Source organism: Christiangramia lutea (assembly GCF_022489035.1).
In the GTDB taxonomy this organism is placed as follows: Bacteria; Bacteroidota; Bacteroidia; order Flavobacteriales; family Flavobacteriaceae; genus Christiangramia; species Christiangramia lutea.
Window position 1 is genome coordinate 332,825 of the sequence record NZ_JAKVTV010000003.1, and the last position, 15,179, is coordinate 348,003.

The 15,179-nt window shown below is 39.1% G+C and carries 10 protein-coding genes; 9 read left to right on the top strand and 1 reads right to left on the bottom strand.

What is annotated here, in order from left to right; all coding sequences use genetic code 11:
• Positions 1–14: 14 nt before the first annotated feature.
• Positions 15–2,930, bottom strand: coding sequence for a SusC/RagA family TonB-linked outer membrane protein (locus ML462_RS10900; RefSeq protein ID WP_240713848.1), 2,916 nt, complete (start codon positions 2,928–2,930; stop codon positions 15–17).
• A gap of 223 nt (positions 2,931–3,153) precedes the next feature.
• On the opposite strand from ML462_RS10900, the gene ML462_RS10905 reads away from it, so the two are divergent.
• The 9 genes from ML462_RS10905 (at position 3,154) to ML462_RS10945 (ending at position 15,104) form a co-directional block, all read left to right on the top strand.
• The gene (locus ML462_RS10905; protein WP_240713849.1) at positions 3,154–4,182 is read left to right on the top strand and encodes a LacI family DNA-binding transcriptional regulator; all 1,029 of its coding nucleotides are present in this window, start codon (positions 3,154–3,156) and stop codon (positions 4,180–4,182) included.
• A gap of 126 nt (positions 4,183–4,308) precedes the next feature.
• Complete coding sequence (locus ML462_RS10910) at positions 4,309–5,661, top strand: MFS transporter (RefSeq protein ID WP_240713850.1); 1,353 nt, start codon at positions 4,309–4,311, stop codon at positions 5,659–5,661.
• Positions 5,661–6,329, top strand: a complete 669-nt coding sequence (gene pgmB / locus ML462_RS10915) for a beta-phosphoglucomutase (RefSeq protein ID WP_240713851.1) — start codon at positions 5,661–5,663, stop codon at positions 6,327–6,329. Before ML462_RS10910 ends, pgmB begins: the two co-directional genes overlap by 1 nt.
• On the top strand, positions 6,326–8,632 hold the full coding sequence (locus ML462_RS10920; protein WP_240713852.1) for a glycoside hydrolase family 65 protein: 2,307 nt from the start codon (positions 6,326–6,328) through the stop codon (positions 8,630–8,632). Before pgmB ends, ML462_RS10920 begins: the two co-directional genes overlap by 4 nt.
• 55 nt (positions 8,633–8,687) lie before the next feature.
• The gene (locus tag ML462_RS10925; RefSeq protein ID WP_240713853.1) at positions 8,688–10,547 is read left to right on the top strand and encodes a glycoside hydrolase family 13 protein; all 1,860 of its coding nucleotides are present in this window, start codon (positions 8,688–8,690) and stop codon (positions 10,545–10,547) included.
• A 27-nt stretch (positions 10,548–10,574) separates the two neighbouring features.
• Positions 10,575–12,020, top strand: a complete 1,446-nt coding sequence (locus ML462_RS10930) for an alpha-amylase family glycosyl hydrolase (protein ID WP_240713854.1) — start codon at positions 10,575–10,577, stop codon at positions 12,018–12,020.
• A 125-nt stretch (positions 12,021–12,145) separates the two neighbouring features.
• Positions 12,146–13,132 carry a 6-phosphofructokinase gene (gene pfkA, locus ML462_RS10935; RefSeq protein ID WP_240713855.1) on the top strand — a complete coding sequence of 329 codons (987 nt, stop codon included), beginning with the start codon at positions 12,146–12,148 and terminating at the stop codon, positions 13,130–13,132.
• 15 nt (positions 13,133–13,147) lie between these two features.
• On the top strand, positions 13,148–14,146 hold the full coding sequence (gene gap / locus ML462_RS10940) for a type I glyceraldehyde-3-phosphate dehydrogenase (RefSeq protein WP_240713856.1): 999 nt from the start codon (positions 13,148–13,150) through the stop codon (positions 14,144–14,146).
• A gap of 97 nt (positions 14,147–14,243) precedes the next feature.
• Positions 14,244–15,104 carry an N-acetylglucosamine kinase gene (locus ML462_RS10945; protein WP_240713857.1) on the top strand — a complete coding sequence of 287 codons (861 nt, stop codon included), beginning with the start codon at positions 14,244–14,246 and terminating at the stop codon, positions 15,102–15,104.
• Positions 15,105–15,179: the final 75 nt, after the last annotated feature.

The following is a 15,179-nucleotide window of genomic DNA, read 5'->3' on the forward strand; positions in this document are numbered from 1 at the left end:
TTTCATACTATTTTTTAAAAGTTAAGGTTTGCTCCTATTGAGAATGTTCTTGGACGAGGATAAAAATTGTTGTCAATTCCTCCATCGATCTCAGGATCCAATCCTTCATAATCTGTAACCATTAGTACATTCAAGGCAGAACCATAAATTCTTAAAGAAGCGTCTTCAAATAAGTTAGGTAGTGTATACCCAAGGGTAATGTTATCTAACTTAAAGAAAGAAGCATCCTGAATATAATAATCACTTACCAAACTATTCTCTGTTGAAGCAACAAATCCAGTATTATAATAATCTGTATGTAAGTTTCTTAGAATAGCATTGGCGGTAGCTCTTGTTTCAAAAGATTTACTAGATGCCATGTTGTTATAAGCATAATTTCCAAGATTAGCTCTGGTAACTACTGCCAAATCCCAATTCTTATAATTAAGGTTTGTATTTAATCCCATGATGATATCTGCATAAGGATCCTTATAAAGATACTTATCCTCGTTGTTTATCTGGTTATCACCATTTCTATCTACGTAAGCTCCTTCTACAGGTCTTCCGTTTTCGTCGTACACCTGCTTTAAAACCCAGTAACTAAAAGGAGAATATCCTTCTTTATGTAACTGAATCCTGTTTCCGGTTCCACCAGAAATATCTCCAACTTCTACCTGGTCTGGAAGGTTGGTGATCTCATTTTCATTATAACTGATGTTGTACCCAATATTCCAGGTGAAATCTTCAGTTTGAACTGGTACTACATTTACAGCAAATTCAATACCTCTGTTCTCCATATCGCCGATATTTGCATCGATCTGGTTAGAGAAGTTAGTAAATGGATCTACAGTTACAAAACTAATAAGGTCTTCTGTTTCCTTAATATAAGCATTTACAGATCCTGATACCCTATTATTGAAGAATGCGTAATCTAAACCAATATTGTAGGTTTTTCCAATTTCCCATCTAAGATCTTCATTGATCCCCTGTGGGCGATAAGTTTGTAAGAACTGATTTCCAAACTGGTAATAAGCATCAGATCTACTGCCAATATAATTCGTAAGGAAGTTATAATCTCCCAAACCGTTCACGTTACCAATTTCACCATAACCAACTCTTAGTTTAAGCTGGTTTACAGCAGATGAACCTTGCAGGAAGCTTTCGTTATTAACATTCCAGGCCAAAGCAAAAGATGGGAAATAACCCCATCTGTCATCCGGGTTTAATTTTGAAGATGCATCTGCTCTTAAAGTTGCAGTTACAAGATATCTGTCATCAAAACCATAGTTTAACCTTCCAAAATAAGAAAGAAGTACATTTTTGTTTCTGTCAACAAATTCGAACTCTAAATCATCTTCCTGAGCTTCACTATCGAAATCATAGGAATATTGCTCGAAGCTCTGATAAGAATAACCGGCAACGGCATTCACAGAATGAAGATCGAAATCATTATCATATGTTAAATAAGCATCAAATAGCTTATTAGTGAACTCGTTACTATACCTGGTAAAAGAACCATTCCAGTCACTTGTTGCGGAAGGCATTTCTTCTGAAGTCACCACGCGACCATTACTATCTGAGATATCATAACCAACATTCACGGTTGCAGTTAATTCAGGTAAAAAGAAAAGATCGTAGTCTACCTTTGCATTTCCAATGAATCTTCTCACCTCTGACGTATCATCTTTCAAATTGATAAGAGCTACCGGGTTGGTAGGAGCCAGGTTAATTTGATTGTTATCGGCATTTAGCCATGTAAAATAACCGCCAAATGGAGAGTTTTCATCAAATATAGGCTGAGTAGGATCAAAATCTACTGAACTTCCAATCGCATCTCGGTTCGCAAAGCTATTTTCAGTATACATCGCTCTGGCATTAAGTTCTACTCGAAGCTGGTCTTCCAGAAAATTAGGACGAAGGTTAACCGAACCTGTAGTTCTGGTGAAATTATCTCCGCTTAGGATACCATCCTGATCTGTATGACCTAAGGAAGCACGAACAGGCATGAAATTACCAATTCTTCCCGTAGCACTTAAATTATGTTCAGATCCAAATGCAGTATTGTAGATCTCTCTTTGCCAGTTGGTGTTCTGATCTCCTAATCTGGCGATATCGTTTTCGTTTCCAATATCATTAATAAGGGCTCTAAATTGATCACCATTCATTACATCTACATATTCTGTAGGAGTATAAACGGTTGTGGCCGTAGTGAAATTGAATTTGAATTCATTTCCCTTTCCTTTCTTGGTGGTGATCATAATTACACCATTTGCAGCTCTGGACCCATAAATCGCAGTTGAAGACGCATCCTTTAGAATGGTCATACTTTCAATGTCATTAGGGTTTATAAAATCCAGCGGGTTTCTTGAACCAGCAATATTATCGTTAGCTAGCGGAATACCATCTACAACAATAAGAGGAGAGCTTTCAAGTGAAAGTGATCCCTGTCCTCGAATATTAATTGTTTCTCCTTCACCCGGAGCACCACCACCTGAAGTTACTGTAACTCCTGGTACTTTACCGGTTAAAAGCTGTCCGGCAGTTTGAATTGGTCCCTGGTTAAAATCTTCTGTACTCACTTGCTCAACCGCACCGGTTGCGTCTTTTTGACTTACAGATCCATAACCTATCACCAGGACTTCGTCCAGCGTTGCAGAATCTTCCTCTAGTAATACATCAATGCTAGATTGACCACTATAAGCAACCTCTTTGGTTGCGAATCCTAAAAAAGAATAGGTAAGGATATCACCTTCCGCAACATTATTGATGGAGTAATTTCCATCAAAGTCTGTAACAGTACCGTTGGTGGTACCCTTAACGATTACGTTGGCACCTGGAATCGGCATACCTGTAGCGCTTTCGGTTACAGTACCGGTAACGGTGTTTTGGGCAAAAAAGCTCATTGGCAGCATAAACAGCAAAAACAATGTGCTTTTAAATAAAGTTTTCATAAATTTTCTATTGGTTTTTACTAAAAATTAACCTTATATTTTTACTTCCTGGGGTTAAATGTATGTAAATTCTAACCCAAAATTGGGCGAATTCCCACCGCTACTGCGACGAAAACGTTTTCGTGTTGAAAACTTTTTCTAGTTGAGAGATTAATAATTTAAATATGGTAAATTTGATAGTTTGAAAATTACAACTGCCCGAAAAACAGAATACCACAACTAAATGAAGCCAAAACTTACCCTAAAAAAAATTGCGAAAGAATTAGAGGTTTCTATTTCTACTGTTTCAAAAGCCCTGCGTGACAGCCCAGAAATTGGAGAAGAAACTCGAGAAAAGATCAAGGCCTTTGCCAAGCACTATAATTATAAGCCTAACAATATAGCCCTTAGTCTTAAAAACAGGAAGACTAAAACCATTGGTATAATTATTCCTGAGATCGTGCATCATTTCTTTACCACCGTGATTAGCGGGGTGGAAAAGGTCGCTAATGAAATGGGATATAATGTTTTGGTATGCCTATCAGATAACTCCTTCGATAAAGAGGTACTAAATATGGAAATGCTGGCAAATGGGAGTACAGATGGATTTATTCTGTCCCTTGCCAAGGAAACCATGCAAAAAGGAGATTATCATCATTTAGTAGAAGCTATAAACCAGGGTATGCCATTGGTGCTTTTCGACAGGGTTGTTGAAGATATTTCCTGTGATAAGGTGATCATTGATGATGTGACTGGTGGTAAAAAAGCGACTCAGCACCTCATTGATATTGGATGTAAAAAGATCGCACTAATATCTACGGTAGATTATGTGAGTGTTGGGAAATTGCGAACCAAAGGATATAAAGAGGCTTTAGAAGAAAATGGTATTCCATTCGATGAAGACCTGGTTCTTAGGATTGAAAAGATGGAAGATTCTGAATCAGAAATTGAGCAATTTCTTATGGATAAAGCTATAGATGGTGTGTTTGGGGTAAATGAGCATTTTGCCATATCTGCCATTAAAACCATAAAAGATCAGGGTAAGAAAGTGCCGGAAGATGTATCGGTTATAGGGTTTACCGATGGAGAGCTTTCAAAGCGATTCATTCCAAGTTTAACCACTATTAGTCAACATGGAATGCGCATAGGAGAAGAGTCGGCCAGGCTATTAATAGAAAAGTTGGAACGAACCCCTTCAGAAGAAGAATATTATAAAACAATCATCGTAGAGACCGGTCTGGTGATCAGAAAATCAACAAAATCAAAGAAATAGGCAGGACATTTCAAAAAAACTATATATTTGCCTCAGTTGAAATTTATCAGAACTTATATTTTTACTTCCTACCTTGATTAAGTTTTGATAAGTCATAGTGCTTATCGTGATAAAAAAATTTACGATATGCGTAAACGTACTTTAAGCTTCTGGGAAATCTGGAACATGAGTTTTGGGTTTTTAGGAATCCAGATGGGATTTGCTCTTCAGAATGCTAATGCAAGCCGTATTTTACAAATCTTTGGTGCCGATGTTCATGAACTTTCGTGGTTCTGGCTGGTTGCTCCACTTACCGGACTAATCGTTCAGCCAATCATTGGATATTACAGCGACAGAACTTGGACGAAACTTGGTCGTAGACGGCCATTTTTCTTAACCGGAGCCATACTTGCTTCATTCGGCTTGGTTCTTATGCCAAATGCCGATATGTTCACTGCGTTTCTACCAGCTTTATGGATTGGTGCAGGAATGCTGTTCGTGATGGATGCTTCCTTTAACATAGCTATGGAACCGTTTCGTGCTTTGGTGGCAGATAATTTGCCCTCAGACCAGCGAACCTTAGGTTTTAGTGTTCAAACGGTGCTTATTGGGATTGGAGCTGTAATAGGATCATGGCTGCCTTATGTTTTAACTAACTGGTTTGGGGTGTCCAACCAGGCGGCAGTAGGTGAAGTTCCTTTGCATTTGCTCTTATCATTCGTGATTGGGGCGGCCATTCTCGTAGGTAGTATTCTGGTTACGGTTGTTACAACTAAAGAATATTCCCCTGAAGAACTGGATGCAATGGAAGATCAGGAAGAGATTGAAGTTGCTGAAGATGAAAAATCCAGCTTAATGGATATTTTTTCTGACTTCAGTAAAATGCCGGAAACCATGCGCCAGCTTAGCTGGGTGCAATTCTTTTCCTGGTTTGGTCTTTTTGGAATGTGGGTGTTCTCTGTTCCGGCGATCGCACACCATATATATGGACTTCCGGTTACAGATAGCAGCAGTGAAACTTACAATAATGCCGGAGACTGGGTGGGGATCCTGTTTGGAATTTATAACGGAGTTTCGGCGATATTTGCTTTTTTCCTACCAGCAATTGCCTTGAAAGTGGGTAGAAAAAGAACACATATGATCTCTCTTATCATTGGCGGTTTAGGATTACTATCCATTTATGTAATGCCTAATGAGAACTGGTTGATCCTTTCCATGATTGGAGTAGGGATCGCCTGGGCGAGTATCCTGGCAATGCCATATGCAATTCTGGCCGGATCTATTCCTGCAAGGAAAATGGGTGTTTATATGGGGATTTTCAATTTCTTTATTGTAATTCCTCAGATTATAAACGCTTTAATAGGTGGGCCAATGGTAAAATACCTTTATGGTGGAGATCCAATCTATGCACTGGTTACCAGTGGAGTTTCTTTCCTGATCGCTGCTGTACTTACTTTACGCATATATGATGTTGATGAACCTACAAAAATAATAGATTGATGGGAGACCGAAGAGCAATAATATTTGACCTGGACGGGGTGATAGTCGATACGGCTAAATTTCATTTTCTGGCCTGGCGGAAACTGGCGAATGATCTTGGTTTTGATTTTACCAAAGAGCAGAATGAACAACTTAAGGGTGTTAGCAGGGTAGATTCCTTAAAAAAGATCCTGGAATGGGGCGATATGGAACTATCTGAAGAGGAGTTTCAGAAACAAATGGCCCTGAAGAATGAGAATTACTTATCTTATGTAGACGGGATGGATGATGGTGAGATCCTGCCAGGGGTGAAAAAAGTGCTTGACTACCTTGATGAAAATCAGGTTCCTTATGCCCTGGGGTCGGCGAGTAAGAATGCCCGTCCAATTCTTAAAAAGATAGATCTCTACCATAGGTTTGATGCGATTGTAGACGGTACAGATGTGAGCAAAGCAAAGCCAGATCCGGAAGTGTTCCTTATCGCGGCAGAAAAATTAAATGTTGAACCACAGCAATGTGTGGTATTCGAAGATTCGGTAGCCGGAGTACAGGCTGCTAATATCGGGGGGATGTTAAGTGTTGGAATAGGTGCGAAAGATGTTCTTCATGAAGCAGACCATGTTTTCACCGATTTTACCGAGATAGAATTGAATTTTATAGATAAATTATTGAATACAGAGAAAAAATGAATCAAGATTATATAAAACCTGATGCGTGGTCTATCATAGAAGAAGAGTTTGATACCGGGAGAGTAAAATCTTCCGAAAGTCTATTCAGTATTGGTAATGGGGCCATGGGGCAACGTGCCAATTTCGAGGAGCAATATTCAGGTCCCAGTTTCCAGGGAAGTTATATTGGAGGAGTTTTTTATCCAGATAAAACCAAAGTGGGCTGGTGGAAGAATGGTTATCCAGAGTATTTCGCAAAAGTTTTGAATGCTCCTAATTGGATAGGAATCAATGTGTTTGTAAATGATGAGCCTTTAGATCTATTTACATGTGAGAAGGTTCAAAGCTTCCGCAGGGAACTTAATATGAAAGAAGGGTACCTGGCCAGGTCTTTTGAAGCAACTTTGCCAAACGGAGTTGAAATTGAAGTGAAATCGGTACGTTTTCTTTCTATTGTTGACGATGAGCTGGGAGCGATCAAATTTGAAGTGACCCCTATAAGTTCTGATGCCACGGTACGTTTTGACCCTTATCTGGACGGAAGCATTACCAACACAGATGCCAACTGGGAGGAGCGTTTCTGGGAAACCCTGGAAGTGAAAGCTGAAGAAAAAAGAGCCTATATCGTTTCTAAAACCCTGAAAACAGAATTTCATGTAGGTACCTATATGCAATCTGAAATTCTGAAATCTGGTAAGAAGGAGGATCTATCTCCCGAAGTAAAAACCGATGAAGACAGGGTTTCCTTTTCATATTCTCTAGACGCAAAAAAGGGAGAAGCAGTAGCGATCGTAAAATATGCCGGTTATGTAACCGATATGAACCATAAGAAATCAGATCTTATTCAGGCTGCTTCTATGGTGCTTGAAAAGGCTGAGAAAAAAGGATTTGATCAGCTTAAAACCGAACAAAAGGATGCCTGGGCTGCTATCTGGGAAATGGCAGACATAACCATTTCAGGAGACGTAAAGGCGCAGCAGGGTATCAGATTCAATATTTTTCAACTGAACCAGACCTATCTTGGAAAAGACGAAAGATTAAATATTGGTCCTAAAGGATTTACTGGCGAAAAATATGGTGGAAGTACCTACTGGGATACAGAAGCTTATTGTATTCCTTTTTATATGGCGACCAAAGATCAGAAGGTTGCCCGTAAACTGCTTTCTTACCGATATAACCACCTGGAAAAGGCTAAAGAAAATGCCGGTAAACTCGGCTTTTCTAATGGAGCGGCTCTTTACCCGATGGTTACCATGAATGGCGAGGAAAGCCACAATGAGTGGGAGATCACATTTGAGGAGATCCATAGAAATGGTGCCATGGTATTCGCCATTTATAACTATGTAAGGTTCACCGGCGATTTCAGCTATATTCCTGAAAAAGGCCTTGAGGTCATGATCGCTATTGCCAGGTTCTGGCATCAGCGTGCTAATTTCAGTAAAGCCAAGAATAAATATGTGATCCTTGGAGTTACAGGGCCAAATGAATATGAAAATAACGTAAATAACAACTGGTATACAAACTATACAGCTAAATGGTGTATCGAGTATTGTATTCAAATGATAGATAAGGTAAAAGATGCCTATGAAGAGGATTATCTCCGCATCATGGGGCTTACCAACCTGAACGAATCTGAGCTTTCTTCCTGGAGAGAAGTCGCCGATGGAATGTATTTTCCTTATTCTGAAGAACACGGAGTTTTTCTTCAACAGGATGGATTCCTGGATAAAGAAATTATTCCTGTTTCAGACCTGGATAAAAAGCAACGACCTATCAATCAGAAATGGAGTTGGGATCGAATATTAAGGTCTTGTTATATAAAACAGGCCGATGTTTTACAAGGATTCTACTTCTTTGCAGATCACTTCAGCAAGGATGACCTCAAGAAACATTTCGATTTTTACGAGCCTTTAACGGTTCATGAATCTTCTTTATCTCCATGTGTTCATAGTATTCAGGCAGCGCTGCTGGGAAGAATGGAGCAGGCTTATGAGTTCTACCTGAGAACTTCCAGGTTAGACCTTGATGATTATAACAAGGAAGTGGAAGAAGGTTGTCATATTACCAGTATGGCAGGAACCTGGATGAGTATCGTAGAAGGATTTGGAGGAATGAGAGTGGAAGATGATCAGCTATCTTTTAAACCTCAAATTCCAGATCAGTGGAAAGGATATTCCTTTAAAGTGAATTTCAGAGACAGAATTCTAAAGGTAACTGTATCTTCTGAAAAAACCGAATTCACCCTGGAAGGTAATGATCCACTTGAAATACTTGTAAATGGAAAACCGGTTGAGGTTAAACCAAACACGCCGGTAACTGCTTAATTTTTTTAAAGGCTTTCTGAATTTCAGAAAGCCTTACTTTTTAAATTTACTTTTAATGAAATCTATTTTTTATTTGTTAATAGCTCTGGTAAGCTTGAATTCTTATGCTCAAATAGAAAGAGTTGAACCACCAAACTGGTGGGTGGGTTTTGAAGAATCAGAACTTCAACTAATGGTTTATGGAGAAAAGATTGGTGAAGCCACACCTGAAATCGAATATGAAGGTGTTAGTATTGTGGAGGTTTATAAGGCTGATAATCCTAATTACCTTTTTATTGATCTTAAAATTTCGGAAGAAGCGAAACCTGGAAATTTCGATTTAAAACTGAAAATTCCAGGTGCGTCTGAAGAGGTTTATAATTACGAATTAAAGGCCAGGACTAAACCAGCTGAAGAATTTGTTGGTTTCGATAATACCGATGCTGTCTATCTTATTACGCCAGACAGGTTTGCCAATGGAGATCCTTCGAATGACATAGATATATCTCTGAATGAAAAAACCATCGACAGAGAAGATGATTATGCCCGCCACGGAGGAGATATTAGAGGAATTATCGATCACCTGGAATACATCGATGAGATGGGTTTCACTGCAATCTGGTCTTCTCCTTTATTAACTAACGATATGAAATCAGGATCTTACCATGGATATGCCATGACCGACTTCTACCAGGTTGATCCTCGTTTTGGAACTCTAGACGAGTACAAGGAGCTTGCTGAAAAAGCAGACGCCAGGGGAATTAAGTTAATTATGGACCAGGTAGCGAATCATATTGGTTTAGAACACTGGTGGATGAAAGACCTACCCTTCGATAACTGGATCAATTACCAGGAGCAGTACGAGAATGGTGAAAAAATAAGATATTCTAACCATAAAAGAACTGTTAACCAGGATAAGTATGCAGCCGACATCGATAAGAAAAGAATGAATGACGGTTGGTTTGTTGATACCATGCCCGATTTAAATCAGCGAAATCCTTTTATGGCAAAATATCTTATTCAGAACAGTATCTGGTGGATCGAAACCCTTGAATTGGGCGGAATTCGCCAGGACACCTATCCTTATCCAGACAAGGAATTCATGAGTGATTGGGCAGGTGCTATCATGAAAGAGTATCCAAACTTCAATATTGTAGGAGAGGAATGGAGCCAGAATCCACTATTGATCAGGTATTGGCAGGATGGAGTTGAAAACGGGTATGATTCCAATTTAAAAAGTACTATGGATTTTGCCATGCAGGGCAAGATCGTGGAAGGACTTAATGAAGACGAAGGCTGGGAAAAAGGATTACACCAACTGTATGCAGGTCTGGCTAACGATTTTGCATATGAATCTCCAGAGAATATCATGATATTTCCAGATAACCATGATATGAGCAGGATCTATACCCAGCTTCAAGAAGACTTCATCAATACGAAAATGGCCTTAGGGTATTTACTGGCTCTTCCAAGAATTCCGCAGATTTATTACGGTACCGAAATTTTAATGGATGATACGGCAAAACCTGGCGATCATGGCCTGATTAGAACCGAATTTCCCGGAGGTTGGGATGATAGTGAAGTGAATGCATTCACCGGAGAAGGACTTTCTGAAAAGCAAAAGGAAATGCAGGCATTTCTAAAGACCATTTTAAATTACAGGAAGACCAGTAAGGCGATCCATGAGGGCAAAACCGTTCATTTCGCCCCTGAAAATGGTATCTACCTTTTATCCCAAATTTCAGGTGATGAGAAAATAGTTCTATTGTTGAATAAAAATAATGAGCCAGTAGATTTGGATCTTTCAAGGTTCGAAGAACTGGGATTAAGAAACGTAGAAATGAAAAACCTTCTTTCAGGTGAAAAAATTACCTGGAAAGAAAAGCTTAGCCTTTCAGAACGCGGAATCTACTTTTATACAACAAAAATCAACTAAACACTAAATTCAATAAACAAAAAAGAAATGAAGAAAATTGTATTGGTTCTAATGATATTCAGCTTTCTGGTATCGTGCAAGAATGAATCAGAAAAGGATCAAAATACGGTAGCTGAAACCGCAAAGGATAGCCTCGCACCTGTAAGTGACGAAATGATGGAAACAGCTGTCATATATGAAGCAAATATCCGTCAATATTCTCCAGAGGGGACTTTTGATGCGTTCACCAAAGATATTCCACAGCTTAAGGAACTTGGGGTAAAAGTGATCTGGCTCATGCCGATGTATCCTATCTCAATGAAGAACAGAAAAGCTACCGGAGGAAGAAATGTAGAGGATATTGAAGATCTGGAAGAACGTAAGAAATACCTTGGAAGTTATTACGCGATCTCAGACTACAGGGCGGTGAACCCGGAACATGGAAACATGGAAGATTTTGATGAATTGGTACAAACCGCTCATGATAATGGTATGTATGTAATTCTTGATTGGGTGGCCAATCACACCGGATGGGACCACCAGTGGCTTGAAGATCACAAAGACTGGTATACACAAAATGAAAAAGGAGAGGTGGTAGATCCTATTAATGATGAAACTGGTGAATCATGGGGATGGACAGATGTTGCAGACCTTAATTTTGATAATCAGGAATTGCGTAAAGCGATGATCGAGGATATGCTTTTCTGGGTAAGAGAGCATGATGTAGACGGTTTTAGAGCAGATGCAGCTCATTCGGTTCCAACAGACTTCTGGGAAACTGCGGCGGAAGCAATAAAAGCAGAAAAACCAGTTTTTATGCTGGCTGAAGCTCAGGATCCAAAAGACCTTTTTCACAACGCTTTCGATATGGGTTATAACTGGGAAGGTCATCATATCATGAACAGCATTGCGAAAGGAGAGAAATCGGCGAAAGACTGGGATGAGTACATGCAAAAGATCGATACCACTTTCCAGGAAGACGATTTTTTAATGAATTTCGTGACCAATCATGATGAGAACTCCTGGGCCGGAACCGTAAGGGAGAGAATGGGAGATGCTTCTGAAGCCATGCTTGCCCTAAGTTATACTATTCCTGGTATGCCATTGATCTATAGCGGGCAGGAGTATGATATGGACAAACGATTACTGTTCTTTGAAAAAGATACCATTCCGAAAACCAAAGGGAAGGTTTATCCATTATTAGAAAAACTGGGTGAACTTAAAAATACTAATCCGGCGTTAAATGGCGGGAAAAATGCAGCTAGCTACATTGATATCAAAACTTCAGCTGAAGAAAATATTCTTGCCTTTAAAAGAGAGAAAGATGGAGAGGTTTTATATTATGTCGCAAATATGACTGCTGCACCTGTATCATTTACTGCCGAAATGGAAGGTGATTTTTCAGATTATATGAGTGGATCAGAATTGTCAATTTCTAAGGATCAGGAAATGCAATTTGAACCCTGGGCATATAAAATTTTGATAAATAAGTAAATAAAGTCCTAAATATTTGCAAAAAGCCACTGTTTAGTGGCTTTTTTTATTAGTTATTAACCGAAAACGTTTTAGTTTTTTCCGAAATTAGGTAATTGGTTTGAAAGAGGTTAGTTTTGAGGTAAATGGTTGAGAAAATAAAAAACATTGCGGTATTGACTTCCGGAGGAGATGCTCCTGGAATGAATGCAGCAATTAGAGCAGTTGTACGTGCCTGTTCATTTTACAAGATAGAGTGTACCGGCGTTTATAGAGGATATCAGGGATTAATTGAGGCCGACTTCGAGGCTCTTGATGCCCGTTCAGTTAGAAACATTATTAATAAGGGAGGAACTTTCTTGAAATCCACTCGTTCAGAAGAGTTCAAAACCAAGGAAGGACGAAAAAAAGCCTTCGATAATCTTAAAGCGGCTAAGGTAGATGCCTTGATCGTTATTGGTGGTGATGGTACCTTCACGGGTGGCCAGCTTTTTAGCCAGGAATTTAAATTCCCAATCGTGGGTATTCCTGCTACCATCGATAATGATATTAATGGTACAGATTATACTCTTGGATATGACACCGCATTGAATACGGTGGTGGAGGCGATCGATAAGATTCGCGATACGGCCAGTTCTCATAACAGGCTTTTCCTGATTGAGGTAATGGGTAGGGATGCAGGTGATATTGCTTTGAACAGCGGTATTGGTGCAGGAGCTGAAGAGATCCTTATTCCAGAAGAGAACCTGGGAGCAGAAAGATTGATAGATTCCCTTAAAAAAAGTAAAAAATCAGGTAAAACTTCCAGTATCATCGTGGTGGCTGAAGGTGAGAAGAGTGGAAAGAACATTTTTGAACTTGCCTCTTACATCGAAGATAACCTGGATGAATATGAAATAAGAGTTTCTGTTCTTGGTCATATCCAGAGAGGTGGATCACCAAGTTGTTTTGATCGCGTTTTAGCCAGTAAACTAGGTGTTGGTGCAGTGGAAGCCTTGATGAACGGGAAGTCTGAAATAATGGTAGGTATACATCACCAGAAAGTAGTGCATGTAGACCTAGTTACCGCCATAAAAGGTGACGCGAAAATAGATAAAGAATTGAGAAGGGTGGCAGACATCACTTCGGTATAATTAAAAACCAGAATAATGAGTACAAAAATTGGAATTAACGGATTTGGGCGAATTGGAAGAATTGCTTTCAGAATTGCCGCTCAGAATAAGAATGTTGAAGTTGTAGCTATAAACGATCTTCTTGATGTAGATCACCTTGCCTATTTATTAAAATACGATTCCGTACACGGAAAATATAATGGTACTGTTGAGGTGAAGGATGGAAACCTTTTTGTTGACGGAGCTAAGATTAGAGTAACTTCTGAAAAGAATCCGGCAGACCTAAAGTGGAGCGACGTTGGAGCAGAAGTAATTCTTGACTGTACAGGAATTTTCACAGATAAAGATAATGCGAAGGCACATTTAGATGCCGGCGCCAGAAAGGTTGTAATTTCTGCACCTTCTAAAACAGCACCTATGTTCGTAATGGGTGTAAATCATCAGGACGTTAAGGCAGACGATCATATCGTTTCTAACGCTTCCTGTACCACCAACTGTCTTGCTCCTCTTGCTAAAGTGATCGATGATGAATTTGGACTTGTTGAAGGATTAATGACCACCGTACACGCGTCTACTTCTACACAATTCACTGTAGATTCTCCTTCTAAAAAGAATTTTAGATTAGGAAGAAGCGCCATGGCGAATATTATCCCGAGTTCTACAGGGGCTGCTGTTGCTGTAACCAAAGTAATTCCATCGCTGAAAGGTAAACTTACCGGTATGGCTTTCCGTGTTCCTACTACCGATGTTTCTGTAGTAGACCTTACGGTTCGCACTGAAAAGAATACTTCTTATGATGAGATTAAAGCCGCATTTAAGAAAGCTTCTGAAGGTTCATTTAAAGGCGTAATTTCTTATACTGAAGAAGAAGTAGTAAGCCAGGATTTTGTATCTGATGCACATACCTGTAATTTCGATGCCGGAGCAGGGATTGCCTTAAATGACAATTTCTTTAAGCTAATTGCATGGTACGATAATGAGTATGGATACTCGGCTAAGCTTATCGATCTTGCTGCTCACGTAGCATCTCTATAAAATTTTTAATCGGAAATAAACCCGGAACGCTGTTTAATATCGTAAATTAGATAGGTGAACTGTGTTTATTTCCGGTTTAAATTAATCATAAGAAAGAATGATTTTAATTGCTGATGGAGGTTCCACCAAATGTGACTGGATACTTCTGAATAATGAAGGTGAACAGGTATTTAAAACCAGAACTAAAGGTTTGAATCCTGCTGTATTTAAGGAACCGGTTCTTGAAGAAAGACTTGCTGAAAATCCTGAACTTGCTGAAGTAAGAGCAAAAGTAGAAAAAGTTCATTTCTATGGTGCCGGAGCTGGCACACCCACTCCGCGGGAATTATTGAAAAGCATTATTGCAAATTATTTTACTAATGCCGATGAGGTCTTGGTAATGGAAGATATGGTAGCAGCCGTATATGCAGCTACTACTGAACCTGGTATCGTTTGTATCTTGGGAACAGGTTCCAATAGCTGTTATTTTGATGGAAAAGATATACATCAGGCGGTAGATTCTCTTGGTTATATCCTTATGGATGAAGCCAGCGGAAATTACTTCGGGAAAAGGCTTATTAGAGACTATTACTATAAACGTATGCCTCCGGAGGTGGCTGAAAAGTTCGAAGAAAAATTCGATCTAAATTCAGATACCATTAAAATGAATCTTTATCGAAAGGAAAATCCAAATACATATCTCGCCCATTTTGCAGAATTCATTTTTACCAATGAAAGAAATGGATATTTCTATAAGTTACTTCATGAAGGATTAACAGATTTTGTTCACTCCAGAGTGCTTTCTTATCCGCAGGTCACTTCAGTTCCTGTTCACTTTATTGGAACTATCGCCTACTTTAGTGAGGATATAATTCGCGCTGTCTTGCAGCCATACGGAATTGAATTAGGCAATATTGTAAGAAGACCAATTGATGCCTTGATTGATTATTATAAACAGAATGTGATCAAGGTTTCTTAAGACCATGATATTTTGTTGATATAAAGCCTGCTGAAAAGCGGGCTTTTTTCATTTAAGAAATTTTTTAGATAATAT